This window comes from Blastococcus sp. VKM Ac-2987 (assembly GCF_026967805.1).
GTDB lineage: Bacteria > Actinomycetota > Actinomycetes > Mycobacteriales > Geodermatophilaceae > Blastococcus.
In genome coordinates, this window is sequence record NZ_JAPVBG010000002.1 from 1,289,060 (window position 1) to 1,308,922 (window position 19,863).

General features: G+C 73.6%; 20 protein-coding genes and 1 pseudogene. 15 read left to right on the forward strand and 6 right to left on the reverse strand.

The window, feature by feature from the left end; all coding sequences use genetic code 11:
- Positions 1-12 precede the first annotated feature (12 nt).
- Genes O2W17_RS15150 through O2W17_RS15165 form a run of 4 tightly spaced genes read left to right on the forward strand, consistent with a single transcriptional unit; the run spans position 13 to position 4,140 of the window.
- Complete coding sequence (locus O2W17_RS15150; RefSeq protein ID WP_269193246.1) at positions 13-1,371, forward strand: CaiB/BaiF CoA transferase family protein; 1,359 nt, start codon at positions 13-15, stop codon at positions 1,369-1,371.
- Positions 1,368-2,582 (forward strand): CaiB/BaiF CoA transferase family protein, encoded by a 1,215-nt coding sequence (locus O2W17_RS15155; protein WP_269193247.1) that lies wholly within the window; start codon positions 1,368-1,370, stop codon positions 2,580-2,582. Before O2W17_RS15150 ends, O2W17_RS15155 begins: the two co-directional genes overlap by 4 nt.
- Positions 2,579-2,989: a Zn-ribbon domain-containing OB-fold protein gene (locus O2W17_RS15160; protein WP_269193248.1), complete on the forward strand. Its 411-nt coding sequence runs from the start codon at positions 2,579-2,581 to the stop codon at positions 2,987-2,989. Before O2W17_RS15155 ends, O2W17_RS15160 begins: the two co-directional genes overlap by 4 nt.
- Positions 2,986-4,140, forward strand: a complete 1,155-nt coding sequence (locus tag O2W17_RS15165) for a thiolase family protein (protein ID WP_269193249.1) — start codon at positions 2,986-2,988, stop codon at positions 4,138-4,140. The genes O2W17_RS15160 and O2W17_RS15165 overlap by 4 nt, the downstream gene beginning before the upstream one ends.
- Before the next feature lie 151 nt (positions 4,141-4,291).
- On the opposite strand, the pseudogene O2W17_RS22215 reads toward O2W17_RS15165, so the two are convergent.
- A pseudogene (locus O2W17_RS22215) lies at positions 4,292-5,155 on the reverse strand (M23 family metallopeptidase); the annotation flags it as partial.
- Between O2W17_RS22215 and rpsB the strand changes: the two are divergent.
- The 5 genes from rpsB to O2W17_RS15195 all read left to right on the forward strand — a co-directional run bounded on the left by rpsB (position 5,043) and on the right by O2W17_RS15195 (position 9,596).
- A complete protein-coding gene (gene rpsB / locus O2W17_RS15175) occupies positions 5,043-5,999 on the forward strand; it encodes a 30S ribosomal protein S2 (protein ID WP_269193250.1) in 957 nt (318 codons plus the stop codon). The pseudogene O2W17_RS22215 and the gene rpsB sit on opposite strands and share 113 nt — an antisense overlap.
- Positions 6,000-6,092: 93 nt before the next feature.
- Positions 6,093-6,908: a translation elongation factor Ts gene (tsf, locus tag O2W17_RS15180; RefSeq protein ID WP_269193251.1), complete on the forward strand. Its 816-nt coding sequence runs from the start codon at positions 6,093-6,095 to the stop codon at positions 6,906-6,908.
- Between the two features lie 166 nt (positions 6,909-7,074).
- Positions 7,075-7,845 (forward strand): UMP kinase, encoded by a 771-nt coding sequence (gene pyrH / locus O2W17_RS15185; protein WP_269193252.1) that lies wholly within the window; start codon positions 7,075-7,077, stop codon positions 7,843-7,845.
- An 83-nt stretch (positions 7,846-7,928) separates the two neighbouring features.
- Positions 7,929-8,486: a ribosome recycling factor gene (gene frr / locus O2W17_RS15190; protein ID WP_269193253.1), complete on the forward strand. Its 558-nt coding sequence runs from the start codon at positions 7,929-7,931 to the stop codon at positions 8,484-8,486.
- Between the two features lie 195 nt (positions 8,487-8,681).
- The gene (locus O2W17_RS15195) at positions 8,682-9,596 is read left to right on the forward strand and encodes a phosphatidate cytidylyltransferase (protein WP_269193254.1); all 915 of its coding nucleotides are present in this window, start codon (positions 8,682-8,684) and stop codon (positions 9,594-9,596) included.
- Position 9,597: 1 nt separating this feature from the next.
- Here O2W17_RS15195 and O2W17_RS15200 read toward each other — a convergent pair whose 3' ends face one another.
- A complete protein-coding gene (locus O2W17_RS15200; protein ID WP_269193255.1) occupies positions 9,598-10,701 on the reverse strand; it encodes a GNAT family N-acetyltransferase in 1,104 nt (367 codons plus the stop codon).
- 18 nt (positions 10,702-10,719) lie between these two features.
- Between O2W17_RS15200 and O2W17_RS15205 the strand changes: the two genes are divergently transcribed.
- On the forward strand, positions 10,720-11,226 hold the full coding sequence (locus O2W17_RS15205; protein WP_269193256.1) for a DUF2332 family protein: 507 nt from the start codon (positions 10,720-10,722) through the stop codon (positions 11,224-11,226).
- Entirely contained in the window at positions 11,223-11,873 is a 651-nt protein-coding gene (locus O2W17_RS15210; RefSeq protein ID WP_269193257.1) for a TrmH family RNA methyltransferase, read from the forward strand. Before O2W17_RS15205 ends, O2W17_RS15210 begins: the two co-directional genes overlap by 4 nt.
- Here the strand turns inward: O2W17_RS15210 and O2W17_RS15215 are convergent.
- Complete coding sequence (locus tag O2W17_RS15215; protein WP_269193258.1) at positions 11,870-12,640, reverse strand: polyphosphate kinase 2 family protein; 771 nt, start codon at positions 12,638-12,640, stop codon at positions 11,870-11,872. The genes O2W17_RS15210 and O2W17_RS15215 overlap by 4 nt on opposite strands.
- Before the next feature lie 95 nt (positions 12,641-12,735).
- Between O2W17_RS15215 and rlmN the strand changes: the two genes are divergently transcribed.
- Positions 12,736-13,914 carry a 23S rRNA (adenine(2503)-C(2))-methyltransferase RlmN gene (rlmN, locus tag O2W17_RS15220; RefSeq protein ID WP_269193259.1) on the forward strand — a complete coding sequence of 393 codons (1,179 nt, stop codon included), beginning with the start codon at positions 12,736-12,738 and terminating at the stop codon, positions 13,912-13,914.
- Entirely contained in the window at positions 13,911-14,630 is a 720-nt protein-coding gene (locus O2W17_RS15225) for a VIT1/CCC1 transporter family protein (protein WP_269193260.1), read from the forward strand. Before rlmN ends, O2W17_RS15225 begins: the two co-directional genes overlap by 4 nt.
- Before the next feature lie 72 nt (positions 14,631-14,702).
- Here the strand turns inward: O2W17_RS15225 and O2W17_RS15230 are convergent, their stop codons facing one another.
- The 3 genes from O2W17_RS15230 to O2W17_RS15240 are packed head-to-tail and all read right to left on the reverse strand — an operon-like array spanning position 14,703 to position 16,942.
- The gene (locus O2W17_RS15230) at positions 14,703-14,987 is read right to left on the reverse strand and encodes a DUF2631 domain-containing protein (RefSeq protein ID WP_269193261.1); all 285 of its coding nucleotides are present in this window, start codon (positions 14,985-14,987) and stop codon (positions 14,703-14,705) included.
- Between the two features lie 57 nt (positions 14,988-15,044).
- Positions 15,045-16,028: an LCP family protein gene (locus tag O2W17_RS15235; protein ID WP_269193262.1), complete on the reverse strand. Its 984-nt coding sequence runs from the start codon at positions 16,026-16,028 to the stop codon at positions 15,045-15,047.
- 2 nt (positions 16,029-16,030) lie between these two features.
- Positions 16,031-16,942, reverse strand: coding sequence for a hypothetical protein (locus O2W17_RS15240; RefSeq protein ID WP_269193263.1), 912 nt, complete (start codon positions 16,940-16,942; stop codon positions 16,031-16,033).
- Between the two features lie 293 nt (positions 16,943-17,235).
- Here O2W17_RS15240 and dxr point away from each other — a divergent pair, with 293 nt between their 5' ends.
- Positions 17,236-18,432: a 1-deoxy-D-xylulose-5-phosphate reductoisomerase gene (gene dxr, locus O2W17_RS15245; RefSeq protein ID WP_269193264.1), complete on the forward strand. Its 1,197-nt coding sequence runs from the start codon at positions 17,236-17,238 to the stop codon at positions 18,430-18,432.
- Between the two features lie 37 nt (positions 18,433-18,469).
- Positions 18,470-19,804: a M50 family metallopeptidase gene (locus tag O2W17_RS15250; RefSeq protein ID WP_269193306.1), complete on the forward strand. Its 1,335-nt coding sequence runs from the start codon at positions 18,470-18,472 to the stop codon at positions 19,802-19,804.
- Positions 19,805-19,863 lie beyond the last annotated feature (59 nt).

Sequence of the window (19,863 nt, forward strand, 5' to 3'; positions counted from 1 at the left end):
TCGCGGAGCCCGTTGCCCGCCGTCCCGGGGGACGAGCCGCCGGCGGGTGGACCGCCCGGTGCGCTCACCGGAGTCCGGGTCCTGGACTTCACGTGGAGCGTGCTCGGGCCCACCGTGACGCGTGCCCTCACTTCCTTCGGTGCCGAGGTCATCAAGGTGGAGTGGCCCAAGCGGGCTGATCCGATGCGGACGACGATGTACCGCGCCGGGGAGGAGCGGAAGGGGCTGGACAACGGTCCGTTCTTCCACAACCTCAACACCGGGAAGCGGAGCCTCACCCTCGACGTCCGGTCGTCTCGGGGCATGGAGATCATCCGGCGCCTCATCGGGGTCTCGGACGTCGTCATCGAGTCGTTCTCGTCGCAGGTCTTCCGGAGCTGGGGTCTGGACTACGACGAGCTCCGCCGGATCAATCCGCGGATCGTGTACGTCAGCGCATCCGGCTTCGGGCACTCCGGCCCCTACGAGACCTATGACACGTGGGGTCCGACCGCGCAGGCCTTCAACGGCCTCACCTCCGTCTCAGGTCTCCCCGGCCACCCGCCGGCGGGGTGGGGATGGTCCTACATGGACGTGGCAGGAGGAGCGATGGCCACGGTGGCGACGCTCGCGGCGATCCACCACCAGGTGGCGACCGGGGAAGGGCAGTACGTCGACGTGTCACAGGTCGAGGCCGGTCTCTCGCTGACCGGTCCGAGCGTCCTCGACGAGAACGCCGGCAGGGAGCGACGTGGCGGGGAGACGTCGCCCCCGGGCAACCGTGCGGCCACCGGCGGGTCGACACCCGTGTACGGCTACCGGGGCGAGTGGGGGGCTCCCTACGGCGCCTATCCGACTCTCGGCGGTGGGCACAACGACTACTGCGTCATCTGCGTCCTCACCGACGCCGAGTGGGTGGCACTGCGGGAGGAGATGGGCCGGCCGGCCTGGGCCCTCGATCCGTCGCTGGACACCGCGGACGGTCGGGTCGAGCAGCAGGACGCCCTCGACGAACGGATCGCGGCATGGACCGGTTCGCACGACAAGTACGAGTTGATGCGCACGCTGCAGGGAGCGGGGATCCGGTGCGGCGCCGTCCAGTCAGCTGAGGACCGCACCGAGCACGATCCCCAACTGGCTCACCGCGGCGTGTTCCCCGTCCTCGACCACCCGTCGCTCGGGGAACACCGGTTCGAAGCGACGCCCATCCGGATGTCGGAGACGGACCGGGTCACCCCGCCCTCGTGGCCGCTGCTCGGGCGGGACAACGAGTACGTGCTGCGGGATCTCCTCGGCATGAGCGAGGAGGAGGTCCGCGAGCTCGATCGCGACGGCCTGACCTGGCCTGCGGATCTGCCCCGGGACGTCACCGTCTCGAGGTCCCTGTGGTGAGCGCTCCGGGCCCGCTGGCGGGCGTGCGGGTGGTGGAGATCGAGGACGACGGCGATCTGGTCGGATTCGGCGGCAAGCTCCTCGCCGATCTGGGGGCCGATGTCGTCAAGGTCGAGCCCCCCGGCGGCGTGGTGTCGCGCTCGATCCCGCCCTTCCGGGGCGGGGCAGCGGATCCCGACCGCTCCTTGCACTTCTGGTTCTACAACGGGTCCAAGCGGTCCGTGGTGCTGGACCCGGCCGCGGCCGCGACGCCCGGGCAGCTGCGGGAGCTGGTGGAGCAGGCGGACGTGGTCCTGGACGGGTCGAGCGCGCCGGTGCTGCACCGGCTGGGAGTCACTTCCCCCGATCCCGGGACGGAGTTCCCCGGGCTCGTGTACTGCCGGGTGTCGCCGTTCGGGGACACCGGGCCCTCGGCCGGCTACCGCTCCAGCGACCTCGTCCAGCTGGCGCTCGGTGGGATCATGGCGGTCTGCGGTTACGACGACGTGCCCGGCTCGCCGCCGATCGCCCCGGCGGGTGGGCAGAGCGCGCACCTCACGGGCATGGCCGTCGCCACGGGGGTCATCGCGGCTCTCGTCCACCGGCAGCGGACGGGTCGGGGCCAGGTCGTCGACATCGCCGCCCACGACGTGGTGTCGGTGTCCACCGAGATGTCCTTCGCCTACTGGGAGTACCAGCACGTCAACCCCAGACGGCAGACCGGCAGGCACGCCCGGCCGTACGACTCACCCCCCTGGAACCACCGGTGCCGCGATGGGAAGTACTTCTGCACCCTGCCGCTGTACCTCACCGACCAGCGGTTCGCGGCGATGGTGGCGTGGTTCGCGGAAGAGGGCATGGCGGAGGACCTGGCCGACCCCGGCTACGCATCCGACGAGGAACGGGCCGCCCGGATGGACCACGTCGTGGCGGTGATCTCCCGGTTCTGCGCGGCCCACGACTCCGCCTACCTGTTCGCCGAGGCGCAGAAGCGCAGGCTCCCGTGGGCACCGGTCAACGCGCCACGGGACCTGCTCGACGATCCACACCTCCGAAACAGGGACGCCTACAGCGTGGTGCGCCACGAGGACCTGGGTGAGTCCCTCACCTACCCCGGCGCGCCGTACAAGTTGAGCGCGACCCCGTGGCAGCCCCCGACACGGGCACCGCACCTGGGGGAGCACACCGGGCAGGTCCTGCCCGGGTCCGCCGGCCGAGCAGGGGAGAGATGATGGATGCCGCTGCCGCGTACTGGTGGGAGGCGATCAGGGAGAAGCGGCTCCTGGTCCAGCGGTGCACGAGTTGCAGCCTCGTCCAGCACCCGCCCGGACCCTGGTGTCGCCGATGCCGGAGCGCGACGACGCTGGAGTGGACACCGCACCCGGGAACGGGCCGCATCGTCTCCTTCACCGAGGTCTTCCGCACCACGTATCCCGAGTTCCAGTCGGAGCTGCCCTACTGGATCGTCATGATCGAGCTGGCGCCGGGGGCGGTCATGGTGTCGAACCTCGTCCGGGCCGACGGCGAGGCCGGGAACCGCGCTCCCCGCATCGGAGACGCGGTCGAGCTCGCCTACCGGGAGCGTGGCGGGACCACGGTGCCCGTCTTCGCCCTGGCCGAGCAGGAGCCGGCCCGGTGAGCACCCGCGAGGCGGCGGTCATCGGGATCGCGGAGAGCGAGGTCGGTCGACTACCAGGGGTCACGACGCTCGACCTGACCGCTCAGGTGGCGTCCGCGGCGGTGGCCGACGCCGGGCTGGATCTGGGCGACCTCGACGGCCTCATCACCACGGTCCCGATCGTCGGCGGGTTCCCCCGGCATGCGGTCGCCGTCGCCGAGTACCTCGGGATAGCGGAGCAGATGCGCCACTGCCAGAGCGTGTCCCTGGGTGGTGCGTCGGCGCTCGCCGGGCTGGTCGATGCGTTCCGGCTGGTCCGCACCGGAGCCTGCCGTGCGGTCATGGTCCTGGCCGCTGACACCCCACGTTCCGGCCAGGACCGGTCTGCCTCGGTCTCCGCCTTCTCCGCGATGAGGCACGCGGCGTGGGAGCAGCCCTTCGGCATGCTGAACGCCTCGGCGTACGCATTGCTCGCGCAGGCGTACCTGCACCGATTCGGGCTCGACCCCGACGCGCTCGCAGCCATTCCCGTCTCGATGCGTGAGCACGCCGTCGGCAACCCGCGGGCGTCCTACCGGGATCCGCTGTCCACGTCGGACGTCACCGCCTCCCGGTTGGTGTCCAGCCCGCTGCACCTCCTGGAGTGCAGCCCCATCTCGGACGGCGCCGCGGCGTTGATCATCGGGCGTGCCGGCTCCGGTTCCGCGGCGGGGAGGAACGTCGGGTTGCTGAGTGGCGCCCAGGGCTACGTCTACGACCACGTGGCCTACGCCGGGGACCTGTCGAGGACCGGCTGCCGCCTGTCGTCCCGACGTGCGATGGAGGAGGCGGCCGTCGGTGTCGACGACGTCGACGTCGCACTCCTGTACGACAGCTACTCCATCACCCTCGCTCTCGAACTCGAGGAGATCGGCATCTGTCCGCCCGGCCAGGCCCCGGACTTCGTCGCCTCCGGCGGGATCTCGCTCCAGGGACCCATGCCCACGAACACGCACGGAGGACTGCTGTCCCACGCTCACTGCGGCTATGCCGCGGGCATCCACCACATCACCGAAGCCGTCCGTCAACTGACCGGCGAGGCGGCCAACCAGGTGGCAGGGGCCAGGATCGCGCTGCTGCACGCAGAGGGCGGAATCCTGTCCGCGAACTGCACCGCCGTGCTTGCCGGCTAGCCGTACCGCCCGCGAGCCGGGATACGGCCGGCACCGCTGCGTCGGAGCGCCGCGGTGCTGGCGGGACCTGCACCGGGGCCACGCGCCCGGCCCGGCCGAACGGCAGCAGGCGGATCCGAGGGGGCGCCAGCAGCGCCAGCGGGTCCAGGTAGTCCCCGCCCCGGCGCAGCCCCCAGTGCAGGCAGGCGGCGGCCGGGCAGCCGGGGTGCCCGGCCGCCAGCACCCCGATCGGCGAGCCGCGGGTCACCCGCGCACCCGCGCCGACCGAGCGCTCGACCGGCTCGTACGTCGTCCGCAGGCCGTCGGCGTGGTCGATGCTGACCACCGGCCGCCCGGCCACCATCCCGGCGAACACGACGACGCCGTCGCCCGCCGCCAGCACCGGGGAGCCGGGAGCGCCGACGAGGTCGACGCCCCGGTGGCCGGGCCCGTACCGGTGCGGCGGCGGCTCGAACGGCCGGCCCACGGCGGGCTCGCCGGGCAGCGGCGCGACCCAGGCGGAGCTGCTCCCCGAGGCGGCCGGCGGCGCCGGCCCGGCGGCCGCGCCGACCGGGGCCAGCACGGCGACGGCGACCAGCGCGAGCACGACCGCGACCCCGGACCTCATGCGCCGACCCTGCGCGAGCGGACCGCCCGGGACGAGGCCGCGACCGGAGCTGTGGACGGGCCCGGGAACTGGGGAAAAGCCCCGTCGGGCGTCGCGTATGCTGTCCGGTGCGGCCCGTCCGACGGGTCGACTTCGCGCGTCCTTCTCCCGCCGATCGGCGGGGCAGTCGCCACCTCGGTCCCGGCCCAGCCGGGGGAGTGGTGCCGCAGGACGCCAGGGCGGGCGCCAACCGGGGCCCGCGACAACCGGAATCAGCGCGGCCCACGGCCGCGCGCAGACGCAGAGAGGCTGCGATATGGCAGTCGTCAGCATGAAGCAGCTGCTCGACAGCGGCGTGCACTTCGGGCACCAGACCCGTCGCTGGAACCCGAAGATGAAGCGCTTCATCTTCACCGAGCGCAACGGCATCTACATCATCGACCTGCAGCAGACGCTCGGGTACATCGACAACGCCTACGAGTTCGTCAAGCAGACGGTCGCGCACGGCGGTTCGATCCTGTTCGTCGGCACCAAGCGCCAGGCGCAGGAGGTCGTCGCCGAGCAGGCCACGCGCGTGGGCATGCCCTACGTCAACCAGCGCTGGCTCGGCGGCATGCTCACCAACTTCCAGACCGTCTTCAAGCGGCTGGAGCGGCTCAAGGAGCTCGAGGACCAGGAGCAGACCGGCGTGCTGGTCAGCCTCTCCAAGAAGGAGCAGCTGGTCCTCAGCCGCGAGAAGGCCAAGCTCGAGCGCAGCCTCGGCGGTATCCGCGACATGAAGAAGGTGCCCAGCGCCATCTGGATCGTGGACACCAAGAAGGAGCACATCGCCGTCGGCGAGGCGCGGAAGCTCAAGATCCCCGTGGTCGCGATCCTGGACACCAACTGCGACCCCGACGAGGTCGACTACAAGATCCCGGGCAACGACGACGCGATCCGCAGCATCGCCGTGCTGACCCGGGTCATCGCCGACGCCGTCGCCGAGGGGCTCATGGCCCGGTCGGCCGCGCAGGCCAACGCCGGCCGCGAGGACGGCGGCGAGCCGGCCGTGGCCGCCGGCGAGCCCCTGGCCGACTGGGAGCGCGAGCTCCTGACCGGCGGCACCGCCGACGAGCAGGCCGCCGCCACCCCGGCCGAGGCCCCCGCCCCGGCCGCCGAGGCCACCCCGCTGCCCGAGACCCCGGCCCAGCCCGCCGAGGTCACCGTCGGCGAGGTCGCGCCGGTCGAGGACGTCCCCGCCACCACCGGTGGCAAGGAGACCAACGTCGTCTGACGGTCCGGCGCCGTCCTCCCGCTGACCCGCGGGGGGACGGCGCCGCCGCGCGGCCGTTCCACAGCACGCACCACCCGACCAGAGGGAAGAGACATGCCTGCCTTCACCGCAGCCGACGTCAAGCGTCTCCGCGACGCCACCGGCGCCGGCATGATGGACGCCAAGAAGGCCCTGACCGAGGCCGACGGCGAGTACGACAAGGCCATCGAGCTGCTCCGGGTCAAGGGCGCCAAGGACGTCGGCAAGCGCCTGGAGCGCTCGACGACCAACGGCATCGTCGTCAGCAGGGACGGCGCACTGCTCGAGCTCGACTGCGAGACCGACTTCGTCGCCAAGAACGCCGACTTCGTCGCCCTCGCCGAGCGGCTGCTCGCGATCGGCCTGGAGAACAAGCCGGCCGACGCCGCGGCGCTGCTGGCCACCGAGGTCGACGGCCAGACCGTCGAGAAGCTGGTCGAGGGCGAGTCCGCCCGCATCGGCGAGAAGCTCGTCCTGTCGCGTTTCGTCGCCTTCGACGGCGCCACCGCCGTCTACCTGCACAAGCGGGCCACCGACCTGCCCCCGGCCATCGGCGTCGCGGTGCAGTACTCCGGCGGCTCCGAGGAGGCGGCGCGCAGCCTGGCGATGCACATCGCCGCCGCGCGCCCGCGCTACCTCACCCGCGACGAGGTCCCGGCCGAGGCGGTCGAGACCGAGCGCCGCGTGGCCGAGCAGACCGCGAAGGAGGAGGGCAAGCCCGAGCAGGCGATCACCAAGATCGTCGAGGGTCGGGTGAACGCCTACTACAAGGACTTCGTCCTGCTCGAGCAGCCGTCGATCACCGAGCCCAAGCGCACGGTCAAGCAGATCGTCGACGAGGCGGGTCTGACCGTCGAGCGCTTCGCGCGCTTCGAGGTCGGCCAGGCCTGAGCCGCACCCGGTACCGATGACCGGCCCCGTTCCCCTCGTGGGACGGGGCCGGTCGTCTGTCCGGTGCCCGACCGCGGTCCGCCGCCCGGCAGGAGCCGGGCACCGGGATGCGGCAGGATCACACTCCACCGAAAGCCCCCACCGACACCGAGCCAGGGATGATTCGTTGACCGACACCACCGCGCCGCTCTCCGCCCCCACCGCCTTCCAGCCGGCCGACGGCAGCGGCTACCAGCGCGTGCTGCTCAAGCTCTCCGGTGAGTCCTTCGGCGGCGGCAAGGTCGGTGTCGACGCCGACGTCGTCCGGGCCATCGCCGAGCAGCTCGCCGAGGTCGTCGCGCGCGGCACGCAGGTCGCCGTCGTCATGGGCGGCGGCAACTTCTTCCGCGGCGCAGAGCTCTCCCAGGCCGGCATGGACCGCACCAAGGCCGACTACATGGGGATGCTCGGCACGGTCATGAACTGCCTCGCGCTGCAGGACTTCTGCGAGAAGGCGGGGCTGGAGACCCGGGTCCAGTCGGCCATCACCATGGGCCAGGTCGCCGAGCCCTACATCCCGCGCAAGGCCATCCGGCACCTGGAGAAGGGCCGCCTGGTCATCTTCGGCGCCGGCGCCGGGATGCCCTACTTCTCCACCGACACCGTCGCCGCCCAGCGCGCCCTGGAGATCGAGTGCCAGGTGCTGCTCATGGGCAAGAACGGCGTCGACGGCGTCTACGACGACGACCCGCGCACCAACCCCGACGCGGTCATGTACGACGACCTGGACTACGCCACCGTGCTGGCCAAGCAGCTCAAGGTGGCCGACGCGACGGCGATCAGCCTCTGCATGGACAACAAGATGCCGATCGTCGTGTTCGACCTGCTGCGCGACGGCAACATCGCCCGCGCTACCGCAGGTGAGAGGATCGGCACGCTGATCAGTCAGCCGGCCTGACCGGCCGGCCGCCGGCGCAACGACGAGGACGACGGCCCGACGAGCTCCCCGGCCCGGGGAGCGGGCCGCAGGAGGGACACCCCGTGATCGACGACACCCTGCTCGACGCCGAGGACCGGATGGACAAGGCCCTCTCGGTGGCGCGCGAGGACCTGGGCTCGGTCCGCACCGGCCGGGCCGCCCCCTCGATGTTCAACAAGATCGTCGTGGACTACTACGGAGCCCTGACGCCCGTGCCGCAGATGGCCTCGATCACCGTGCCCGAGGCCCGCATGGCGGTCATCAAGCCCTACGACATGGGTCAGCTGGGTGCCATCGAGAAGGCCGTCCGGGACAGCGACCTCGGCGTCAACCCGACCAACGACGGCCAGCTGCTGCGCGTGGTGTTCCCGCAGCTGACCGAGGAGCGCCGTCGCGACCTGGTGAAGATGGCGCGCTCCAAGGGTGAGGACGCCAAGGTCGCGATCCGCAACATCCGCCGGCGCGCCAAGGAGGAGCTCGACCGCATCGCCAAGGACGGCGAGGCGGGCGAGGACGACGTGCGCCGCGCGGAGAAGGAGCTCGACGACCTCACCGCCAAGCACACCCAGGGCATCGACGACGCGGTGAAGACCAAGGAGGGCGAGCTGCTCGAGGTCTGACCTCGTCGCGGCCACACGCCCATGACGCCTCCTCCCGCCGACCGCCCGCGTTCGCTGCACCCGGGTGCCGAGCCGTCCCCGCGGTTCGGTACCCGGACGCCGGGTGCCGGTCGGCGGGAGGACGACGACACCGGTCCGGTGCCGCGTGCGGCGTCCCGACCGCTCCCGCCGCTGCCCCCGCGCGCACCGGTCCCGGTGCCCGACGACCCACCCGCCCCGCCCCCGGCCGACGACGTCCCCACCGCGACGGCCATGCCGCTGCCGGAGGAGCTCGCGCAGCTGCCCACCACGGAGCAGCCGGTGAGCCGCGCCGGTCGGAACCTGCGGGCGGCCATCGGGGTCGGCCTCGGGCTGGTCGGCGTCATCCTGGTGGCGTTGTTCGTGTGGCGGCCGGCCTTCCTCGGGGTGCTCGTCGCCGCGATCCTCGTGGCCGTCGTGGAGCTGACCCGGGCGCTGCGGAAGGGCGGGTTCTCCGCCCCGCTCGTACCGCTGCTCGTCGGTGCCCTCGCGATGCAGGGGCTGGCCTGGACCCGCGGTCCCACCGGGCTGCTCACCGGGTTCCTGCTCACCGCGGCGGCCGTGCTGCTCTGGCGGCTCGCCGGAGGCCCGGTCGGCTACCGCAGGGACGCCGCCGCCGGGGTCCTGGTCACCCTCTACGTCCCGCTGCTGGCCGGCTTCGCCGTCCTGCTGCTCGTGCCCGAGGACGGCGCGACGCGGGTGCTGGCGTTCATCGCGACGGTGGTGGCCAGCGACGTCGGGGGCTACGCCGCCGGGGTCATGTTCGGCAGGCACCCGATGGCGCCCTCGATCAGCCCGAAGAAGTCCTGGGAGGGCATGGCCGGCTCCGTGCTGACCTGCATGCTCATGGCCACGCCGATCCTGGTCCTCGGTCTCGGCGCACCCTGGTGGGGCGGACTCGTCTTCGGCGCGGCCATCGCCGTCTCCGCGACGGTGGGGGACCTGGCCGAGTCGCTGATCAAGCGCGACCTCGGCCTCAAGGACATGGGCGACCTGCTGCCCGGGCACGGCGGCATCATGGACCGGCTGGACTCGCTGCTCCCGTCCGCGGCCGCGGCCTACCTGCTGCTGACGGTGCTGGCGCCGGCCTGACTCACGCCGGGCGGTCCACCGCCCAGGTGCGGCCGATCTGCTCGAACCCGCGGCGGGCGTACCAGTGCCGCGGCCAGTCGTCCCCCGCGGCCTCGAGCACCACCAGGTCGCACCCGGCGTCCGCGGCGAGCTCGAGGATCCGCGCCAGCACCGCGTCGCCGTGGCCGCGCCCCCGGGCCGCGGGGTCGGTGAGCACCGACTCGACCGCCGCGGTGGCGCCGTCCACCCGCAGCTGGCCGGCGGCGACGACGCGACCGTCCTCCCGCACGACGACGTCGGTGACGGCGACCACCCGGTCGTTGAGCTGCTCGCGCCCGACCAGCTGGGCGACCACCGCGTCCAGACCGCTGCCGAGCGAGGCCAGGTCCCGCCGCCAGGAGCGCTCCCACAGGTCGTGCACCTCGTGCTGGCCGACCACCTCCGCGCGCGCTGCGGAGCCGGGCACCGGCACGTCGGTGCGGCGGCTCATCAGCACCAGCTCCTCGGCGGCCCAGCCGCGGAGGGCCAGCGCGGCAGCCGTCGTCGCCGCGCCGGGCCAGGCGAGCAGCGCGGCCAGGTGCGGCCAGCCGGCGTTGCCGCCCACCTCCTCGGCCGCCGCCTCGACGGCCGCGGCGTCCACCGGCTCGGTGAGGACCAGCCGGTTGTTGTCCCGGGAGTGCGGGAGGTCCGGGTCGAGCACGACCACGCCGCCGGGCACGTCACCCACGCCCACGGCCCGCCGGACCGGGACCGAGGTGTAGAGCGCCAGCGCCCGGGCGAGCGCGTCCCCGGCAGCCGGCAGCCGGAGCGGCGCCGGGGGGCGGTAGGGGACGACGGCGACGACCGCGCTGGTCGGCAGCGGGCCGTACAGGTGCGGGAACAGCTCGCCGTCGGGATCGCCGGGGTGCCCGGGCTCGAACCGCACCGGGTCGGCCAGCCGCGACGGGTCGACGACGAGCACCGCGAGGTCGCGGCGGCCGGGGAAGAGCCGGCCGGCCGGCCGGTGCACCTGCTGCGGCGTCGACAGGTGCACGAAGCCGGGTCCGTCCGGTCGGACGCCGCCGTCGGCCAGGGCGGCCCGCCAGGCCGCCGGCTCGATCAGGTGGAGGAGGACGTCGGGCTGCATCCCTGCGATCCTGCCCGGGTGACCGACGAGGACCTCGACCGGATCGCCCGCCGATACCGCGAGTTCGTCACCGAGGCCGCACCGACCTCGCCGCGGTACGCCGAGCTGGCCGCGCACGTCGCCGGCTCGGAGCCGGTGCTGCGCCTCCTCACCGGCCTGCCGGGGCCGAAGCGGCAGCCCAACCGGCTGCTCGCGGCCCTGCAGTTGCTGGCGGGCGTACCCGCCGACGGCGACGCGCTCGACCGCCGGGTCGTCGAGGACGGTGACCGGCTGCGCCGGACCATGCTGGCCCGGGCGACCCAGACCGACGAGCCGGCCCGCTGCGGGGCGCTGCTGCCGGTCCTGCCCCAGCTGGACGAGCCGCTCGCGCTCGTGGAGGTGGGCGCCTCCGCCGGGCTGTGCCCGTACCCCGACCGGTACGCCTACGAGTACGACGGCGTGCGCGTCGGGCCGCAGAGCCGCGCGGCACCGCACGGCGGCCGTCCCGAGTGGCCCCCCGGCGGGCTGGCACCATCCGTGGCGTGACCGACGACGTCCTGGCCGGCCCCACCGACTGGGGGACGACGGTCGGCGTCGGGCCGTGGGAGGGGCCGTGGCCGGAGGACCCGCGCTACGACCCGCAGTTGCTGGCCGAGGGCGACCGGCGCAACGTCGTCGACCGGTACCGCTACTGGACGGTCGAGGCGATCGTGGCCGATCTCGACCGGCGCCGGCACCCGTTCCACGTCGCCATCGAGAACTTCGGGCACGACCTGAACATCGGCACGGTGGTGCGCACCGCCAACGCCTTCCTCGCCGCCGAGGTGCACGTCGTCGGCCGGCGGCGGTGGAACCGGCGCGGGGCGATGGTCACCGACCGGTACCAGCACCTGCGCCACCACGCCGACGTCGGCGGGCTGCTGGCGTACGCGACCGGGCAGGGGCTCGCGGTCGTCGCCGTCGACAACGGCCCCGGTGCCGTGCCGATCGAGACGGCCGTCCTGCCGGAGCGGTGCGTGCTGCTGTTCGGCCAGGAGGGCCCCGGCCTGACACCGGAGGCGCGGGCCGGGGCGGCGACGACCGTCTCGATCGCCCAGTTCGGCTCCACCCGCTCGATCAACGCCGGCGTGGCCGCCGGGATCGCCATGCACGCCTGGATCCGGCAGCACGCCGGCCCGGCCGCGACCCGCTAGTCGTCGCCCAGGGGCGGGTCGGGGTCGATGCCGCGCGTCCGCAACGCCGCCTCGATCGCCTCGCACACGGTCCGGACGACGGCCACCCGCGCCCACCGCTTGTCGTCGGCGGGGATGACGTGCCACGGCGCGACGGGGGTGTCGGTGCGCTCGAGCATCTCCTCGACCGCCGCCTCGTACTCCCCGCGCTTCTCCCGGTTGCGCCAGTCCTCCTCGGTGAGCTTCCACGCCTTGTACGGGTCCGCGCGACGGGACTCGAAGCGGTGCAGCTGCTCCTCCGGGGAGACGTGCATCCAGAACTTGACCAGCACCGTGCCTTCGGCGGCCAGCGTCGTCTCGAGGTCGACGATCTCCTGGTAGGCCCGCTGCCACGCCTCCTTCGTGGCGAAGCCCTCCACCCGCTCGACGAGCACCCGGCCGTACCAGGACCGGTCGAGCACGGCCATGCCGCCCCAGCCGGGCAGCACCGGCCAGAAGCGCCACAGGAAGTGGTGCCGCTTCTCGTCGCTGGTGGGCGCGGCGAACTGGGCCACCCGCACGTGCCGGGAGTCCAGCTCCGCGACCAGCCGCTGGATCGCGCCGCCCTTGCCCGAGGCGTCCCAGCCCTCGAACACCGCCAGCAGCGGCGGGCCGAGCTCACCCGGCCCGATCTGCCCGCCGAGCAGCAGCCGGAGGTGGACCAGCCGCTCCTGTGCGGCGGCCAGCTGCTTCTTGCCCTCCTTCTTGTCCAGACGGAGGCTCAGGTCGACGTCGTCCAACCGGCTCATGACCGGAGACCCTGCCAGGGATCCGTCCCGCCCGCGTGAGTTCGGTCTCCGGACCGCGACCCGGAGCCGGGGGAGGTGGGACCATGGAGGGCGCCATGACTGCCCTCCCCCTGGTCTTCGACGCCCCCCGACGCGGCAAGCCGCCGCGCCACCTCGCCGACCTCACCCGTGAGGAGGCCCGCGCGGCGGTCGCCGAGTTGGGCCAGCCGGCGTTCCGCGCCGACCAGCTGGCCCGGCACTACTACCGCGGGACCACCGAGCCCGCCGCGATGACCGACATCCCGGCCGCCGCGCGGGAGCCGCTCCGAGAGGCGCTGCTGCCCGGCCTGCTCACCCCCGTGCGGCACCAGACCGCCGACGGCGGGCGCACCCGCAAGACGCTGTGGCGGCTGCACGACGGCGCCCTCGTGGAGAGCGTGCTCATGCGCTACCCCGACCGCGCCACCGTCTGCATCTCCAGCCAGGCCGGCTGCGGGATGGCGTGCCCGTTCTGCGCCACCGGCCAGGCCGGGCTGACCCGCAACCTCTCCGCCGCCGAGATCATCGGCCAGGCGGTGGCCGCCGCCGCGGCGATGGCGAACGGTGACGTCGCCGGTGGGCCGGGACGGCTGTCCAACGTCGTCTTCATGGGCATGGGCGAGCCGCTGGCCAACTACGCCCGCGTGCGCACCACCCTCGACGCCCTGCTCGGCACCGCTCCCTACGGGCTGGGCCTCTCCCAGCGGTCGGTGACGGTGTCCACGGTCGGCCTCGTGCCCGCCATCCGCCGGCTCACCGAGGAGGGGCGCAACGTCACCCTCGCGGTCAGCCTGCACGCCCCCGACGACGAGCTGCGCGACACCCTGGTGCCGATCAACACCCGCTGGAAGGTCGGCGAGGTGGTCGACGCGGCCGACGCCTACGCCCAGCGCACCGGACGGCGGTACTCGGTGGAGTACGCGCTCATCCGCGACGTCAACGACCAGCCGTTCCGGGCCGACCTGCTGGGCCGGCTGCTGGCCGGGAAGCTCGCGCACGTGAACCTGATCCCGCTCAACCCGACCCCGGGCAGCCCCTGGGACGCCAGCCCGCTGCCCGCGCAGCGAGAGTTCGTCGCCCGCCTGCGGGCCGCCGGGGTGGCGACGACGGTGCGCGACACCCGGGGGCAGGACATCGACGGCGCCTGCGGGCAGCTCGCCGCGTCCGATCGGGTCGAGGGCGTCCCCGCCGTGGCCCTGCCCACCCCCAGCGTCGAGGAGCCCGTGCCGCTGGGTGCCGAGGCGGACGGGGAGTGAGCCCTGCGGCCCCACCGGCGGCCGAGGCGCACGAGCACAGCCACGCCGACGTCACCGGCGGCTGGCTGCGGGCCGCCGTCTTCGGCGCCATGGACGGCCTGGTCACCAACACCGCGCTGGTCGCCGGCGTCGGTGGCGGTGGCGCCGCACCGCGCGCGATCGTCCTGGCCGGGGTGGCCAGCCTGGTCGCCGGCGCGGTGTCGATGGCGCTGGGCGAGTACACCTCGGTGAAGACCCAGAACGAGCAGCTCGACCTGGAGGTCGAGAAGGAGCGCCGCGAGCTCGAGCGCAACCCGGCGGGGGAGCTGGCCGAGCTCACCGCGATGCTGCAGGACCGCGGCGTGGACGCCCGGCTGGCCCGGCAGGTCGCCGTCCAGCTGTCGGCCGACCCGGAGACGGCGCTGCGGCTGCACGTGCTCGCCGAGCTCGGCGTCAGCACCGACGACCGGCCCTCGCCCCGCGTGGCGGCGGTGTCGTCGTTCCTGACCTTCGCCACCGGCGCGGTGCTCCCGCTGCTGCCCTACTTCCTCGGGGTCCCGCTGCTGTGGGTCGCCCTGCTCTGCGGTGGGCTCGGGCTGCTGCTGGCCGGGGCGCTGTCCTCGCGCTTCACCCCGCGTCCCTGGTGGTACGCCGGGCTGCGCCAGCTGCTCTTCGGCGCAGCGGCAGCCGGCATCACCTACCTGATCGGCGCGGCGATCGGCGTCTCGATCAGCTGAGCTGCCGGCCCGGGGTACGACGAGGCCCCGCGCCCCTGGTGCAGGGGAGCGGGGCCTCGTCGTGTCCGGTGGTCAGCGGCGCCAGGCGGTCTTCTTCCGGCGGAGGTCCCAGATGAGGATCAGGGCCATCACGCCGGCAATGCCGAGCAGCCACAGGTCCTCGACCCGGCCCTCGTGGTTGCCGACCATGTACAGCAGGATGACCGCCACGGTGAACCAGCCACCGATCTGACCCCACTTGCCGGTCTCGCCGTGCCAGCCCCAGTCCTCGGGCTGCTCGTGCTCGACGGGGTGCGCGCCGGCGCGGACGACGCCCTCTTCCCGACCCGGCTGGTTGACCCGCTGCGTTTCGCTCACGCCGACATTCTGGCAGGAGCCGGGAGCGGGCACCGGCTGAGGTCCGTCGGCGGGTCGTCAGCCGGCGCAGGCGAGGCCGGCCGCCGCGAGGGCCGCAGCGGTGTCCGCGGTGGGCAGCCGCGTCAGCGTCGAGCCCACCGGCTCGGAGACGGGGAGCACCCCGACGGGGCCGATCCCGGCTCCGGCCAGCGCGATCAGGTCGGTCACGGAGGTGCCGGGGTCGACGGTGACCGCGCCGGAGGCCGCCCAGGCGACCGCCTGCAGCTGCCACGGCCGCAGCGCCGCCCCGTGCACGCCGTCGAGCAGCGCGGAGAGAACGGCGCCGGCGGCGGCTGCCCGGCCGTCCGGATCTACGGCCGCGGGCGTCCAGACGCCGCCCGTCAGGTGCTCGGGGTGGCGGGAGCGGATCAGGCCCAGCGCCGTCGCGCCGTCGACGTGGACCGCCCCGGTCGAGCGGAGGAGCAGTCCCGCGGCCGGGTCGCGTACGGGACGCGGGACGTCGACGGTGACCCCCCCGACGGCGTCCACCATCGCGGTGAAGCCGGCCAGGTCCACCGTGACGAGGTGATCGGTGGGGATGCCCAGCCGGCAGAGTGCGGAGACAGTGGACGCCGGGCCGTCGAGCCAACTGACCGCGAGCCGGCCCACGCTGCGACCGTTGAACGCCCGGAGGTCGCGGGGGACCGAGAAGGCCGTGGTGCCGGCATCGGTCTGGTGCACGACCACGATGACGTCGGCGCGGGCGCCGGGTACGGCTTCCGGGGTCCCGAAGTCGCGGACGTCCGCCCCGTCGGGCAGCGAGGCGCGCGAGTCGAGGCCGACCAGGACCCAGGTCCGGCCGTCGGCGTCCCCTGGGCCCCTCGTGAGGTCGACGTCCACCTGGTCGACCCGCGCCGCGACGACCGCGGCGTCGATGCCCACGGCCACCGACAGCGCGGCCAGCAGGACCAGCGCCGTCCGGAACCGGCGTCGGGCCCCCGAACGCGCCGGACGCCGGCCAGGGGTGTCCTGGCCGGCGTCCGGTGCGTGCGACGAGATCATGCTCAGGCCTGCGAGGCCCCCGCGCGGCGACGGGTGGCGACGAGCGCGCCACCACCGGCCACGAGCAGGCCGGCGCCCAGGGCGAGCGGCAGGCCGACGCTGGCGCCGGTGTAGGCGAGGCTGTCGGAGGAGGCGGTGGTCAGCGTGCCGGAGACCTGGAAGCCCTCCTGGAAGTAGGTGCTCGGGCCCTCGAGGACCAGGGTGTGCATACCGGCAGTGGTGCCCGCCGGGAGGGTGAACTCCACCTCCAGCACGCCATCGGCGTCAGCGGTGAAGGTGCCGAGGACCTGAGGGGTCGAGTGCATGGTGAGCGTGACCTTCTCGAAGGGCTGGAAGCCCTTGTAGACCTTGACGACCTTCTGGCCGGGCACCGCGGTCTTGGTCGTGGCGGCGGTGGTCTGAGCGGAGACCCCAGGGGTGTTGGCGGACTCGCCGCGGATGGCGCTGGGCTTCGGGGCCTCGGGCGCCGGGGTCTCGGGCGCCGGGGTGCTCGGCGGGGTGACGACGGGCGGAGCGGTGACCGTGATGATGGTGGGCGCGTACACCTGCGGCAGCTCGCCGTAGATGTTGTCGCAGAAGGCGTAGAACTCGTGCTCACCCGTCGTGCCCGCCGGGAAGGAGACCGTGGCCGACCAGGTGCCGTCCTCCGCGGGGGCCGTGTAGACGAAGTCCTCCTCCGTCGGCTCGGGCAGGGCGACGTCGGCGAACAGGGCGACCTCGGCCGGGTAGTCGGGGTCGGTCGTCAAGCACTCGGCGCCCTCGATCTCGAACTCCTGCGCGGCCGTGACGGTCGCGGGAGCCGTCGGTGCGGTCAGCTCGACGGCGGCGAGGGCGGCCGGGGCGAAGACCAGGCCGAGGGAAACGGTGGCGAGAGCGGTCACGCCGGTGGTCGCGGCGATGCGGTTGCGGGTCATGGCGAGCTCCGAGTGTCGGGGGCTCGGACTCCCGAGCCGTCTGCACGAGTATCGAGCCCACGGCGTCCACCGCTGTGTCTTTCTGCCTGCGACACGCCGCGATGTGCCATACCGTTCGGCAGGTAGTCGCGGGATCCAGAAGTGCAGGGCGTTCAGCAATGTCAGGAAGTGCCAACCGCCTCGCGATCGGATGGAGTTTGCTGTGCACCGCGCGTCCTCGTCGATGCGTCCGACCGGAGGCAACCCCCTCGGACAAGCGGGCCGGGGGCCGGGCCGATTGGCAGGATGGCCCCATGAGCCAGCCCCGCGAGGTCACCGTCCTCGGCTCCACCGGCTCCATCGGCCGTCAGGCGCTGGCGGTCGCCGCGCAGAACCCCGGCCGGCTGCGCATCACCGGGCTGGCCGCCGGGGGAGGGGACGTGGCCCTGCTCGCCGAGCAGTCGCTGGCGCTCGGCGTCCGCACCGTCGCCGTCGCCCGGGCCACCGCCGCCCAGGACCTGCAGCTGGCCTTCTACGCCGCGGCGTCCCAGCGCGGCTGGGCCAAGGGGGAGTACGCGTTGCCCGAGATCCTCGCCGGTCCGCGTGCCGCCGAGGAGCTGGCCGCCCGGCCGGCCGACGTCGTCCTGAACGGCATCACCGGCTCGATCGGGCTGGGCCCCACCCTCTCGGCGCTGCGGGCCGGCCGGACGGTGGCGCTGGCGAACAAGGAGTCGCTGGTGGCCGGTGGCGAACTGGTGCTCGCCGCCGCGGCGCCGGGTCAGCTGGTGCCCGTGGACTCCGAGCACTCGGCGCTGGCCCAGTGCCTGCGCGGCGGGGCCCGCGACGAGGTCGCCCGGCTGGTGCTCACGGCGAGCGGCGGGCCGTTCCGCGGCCGGTCGGCCGCGGAGCTCGCCGAGGTCACCGTCGAGGAGGCCCTGGCGCACCCGACCTGGGCCATGGGGCCGGTGGTGACGATCAACTCGGCGACCCTGGTCAACAAGGGCCTCGAGCTGATCGAGGCGCACCTGCTCTTCGGCGTCCCCTACGCCGACATCGACGTCGTGGTGCACCCGCAGTCGATCGTGCACTCCATGGTCACCTTCGCGGACGGCGCGACGATCGCGCAGGCCAGCCCGCCGGACATGCGGCTGCCGATCGCCCTCGGCCTGGCCTGGCCCGACCGGCTGCCGCAGGTGCAGCCGGCGCTGGACTGGTCGACGGCGAGCAGCTGGGAGTTCCTGCCCCTGGACCCCGAGGCGTTCCCCGCCGTGCGCCTGGCGCGCACCGCCGGGGAGGCGGGCGGCGTGGTGCCGGCCATGTACAACGCCGCCAACGAGGAGGCGGTCGCCGCCTTCACGGCGGGTCGGCTGTCGTTCCCAGGAATCGTCCAGCTCATCGCGCGTACGCTCGACGCCGCGCCGGACCTCGGCGCCCCCACCTGCGTCGACGACGTGCTGGCGGCGGAGAAGTGGGCCCGGGAGCACGCCCGGGGCGTCATCGCCGGAGGCTGAGCTGAGCGGGATCCTGCTGACGGTCCTGGGGATCGTCCTGTTCGCCCTCGGCCTGATGTTCTCCATCGCCTTCCACGAGGCGGGCCACTTCTGGTGGGCGCGGAAGTTCGGCATGCGCGTCCCGCAGTTCATGGTCGGCTTCGGCCCCACCGTGTACTCCCGGCGCCGCGGCGAGACCGAGTACGGCGTCAAGGCCGTCCCCCTGGGCGGCTACATCCGCATCGTCGGCATGATCCCGCCGGCCGAGGAGGGCGAGAGCAAGCGCGCCACCCGCATGCGCAGCTTCATCGCCGAGGTGCGCGGGCAGGCGCTCAACGACGTCCGGCCGAGCGACCGGGACCGGGTCTTCTACAAGAAGCCCTGGTGGCAGCGGGTCATCGTCATGTTCGCCGGGCCCTTCCACAACCTGGTGCTGGCGGTGGTCTTCTTCACCGTCGTGCTGACGGGCTTCGGGATCCCGGAGATCACCACGACGATCCGCACGGTGCCCGAGTGCGTGCTGCCCGCCGGTGCGGCCACCGCCGGCGCGGAGGACCCGTGCTCGATCCCCATCACGCCCGAGGGGGCGCTGTGCGAGCCCGGCGCAGCGGGCTGCGCCCTCCCGGTGCGCAGCCCCGCGGCGGAGGCCGGGCTGCGGCCCGAGGACACCATCGTCGCCCTCGACGGCGAGCCGGTCCCGCAGGAGACCGACGTCGGCTGGGAGCAGGTGCAGGAGGCGATCCGGGTCAGCGCCGACGAGCCCGTCGTCTTCACCGTCGAGCGGGACGGCGAGCGGCTCGACCTCCCCGTCACCCCCATCGAGAACGAGGTCTACCTCAGCGAGGACGGCGAGCAGACCCGGGTCGTCGGGTACGTCGGCATCAGCCCACTGCAGACCGAGGTGCGGCAGTCGCTCACCGAGGTGCCGGGCCACTTCGGCGACATCGTCGTCCGCTCGGTGGACCGGCTGCTCGAGATCCCGGAGCGGGTCCCGCAGCTGTTCCGCGCCGCCTTCCTGGGCGAGGAGCGCGACCCGCTCGGACCGATCGGCGTCGTCGGCGTCAGCCGGATCTCCGGGGAGGTCTTCGCCTTCGAGGAGTTCTCCGCGACGCAGAAGATCGGCTACTTCATCCAGCTGCTGGCCGGGATGAACCTCGTCCTCTTCCTGTTCAACCTCCTGCCGATCTACCCGCTGGACGGCGGGCACGTCGCCGGGGCGCTGTACGAGAAGGCGCGGTCGGTCGTCGCGCGGCTGCGCGGCAGGCCCGACCCCGGCCCCTTCGACATCGCCCGGCTGATGCCCGTCGCCTACGCCGTCGCCGGTCTGTTCATCGGGTTGTCGCTGCTGCTGCTCGTCGCCGACATCGTCAACCCGGTGAGGCTGGCCGGCTGATCTGCGTCGCCGGAACGCCCGTGCCCGACCACCCGGACGCGTACGTCACAGCCGCTCTT

Excerpts from the sequence above, each read along its gene's own strand:
- O2W17_RS15160 (WP_269193248.1), top strand. The coding sequence starts at position 2,579 with ATGATGGATGCCGCTGCCGCGTACTGGTGGGAGGCGATCAGGGAGAAG.
- rpsB (WP_269193250.1), top strand. The coding sequence starts at position 5,043 with ATGGCAGTCGTCAGCATGAAGCAGCTGCTCGACAGCGGCGTGCACTTC.
- tsf (WP_269193251.1), top strand. The coding sequence starts at position 6,093 with ATGCCTGCCTTCACCGCAGCCGACGTCAAGCGTCTCCGCGACGCCACC.
- O2W17_RS15200 (WP_269193255.1), bottom strand. The coding sequence starts at position 10,701 with ATGCAGCCCGACGTCCTCCTCCACCTGATCGAGCCGGCGGCCTGGCGG.
- O2W17_RS15215 (WP_269193258.1), bottom strand. The coding sequence starts at position 12,640 with ATGAGCCGGTTGGACGACGTCGACCTGAGCCTCCGTCTGGACAAGAAG.
- rlmN (WP_269193259.1), top strand. The coding sequence starts at position 12,736 with ATGACTGCCCTCCCCCTGGTCTTCGACGCCCCCCGACGCGGCAAGCCG.
- O2W17_RS15235 (WP_269193262.1), bottom strand. The coding sequence starts at position 16,028 with ATGATCTCGTCGCACGCACCGGACGCCGGCCAGGACACCCCTGGCCGG.
- O2W17_RS15240 (WP_269193263.1), bottom strand. The coding sequence starts at position 16,942 with ATGACCCGCAACCGCATCGCCGCGACCACCGGCGTGACCGCTCTCGCC.
- dxr (WP_269193264.1), top strand. The coding sequence starts at position 17,236 with ATGAGCCAGCCCCGCGAGGTCACCGTCCTCGGCTCCACCGGCTCCATC.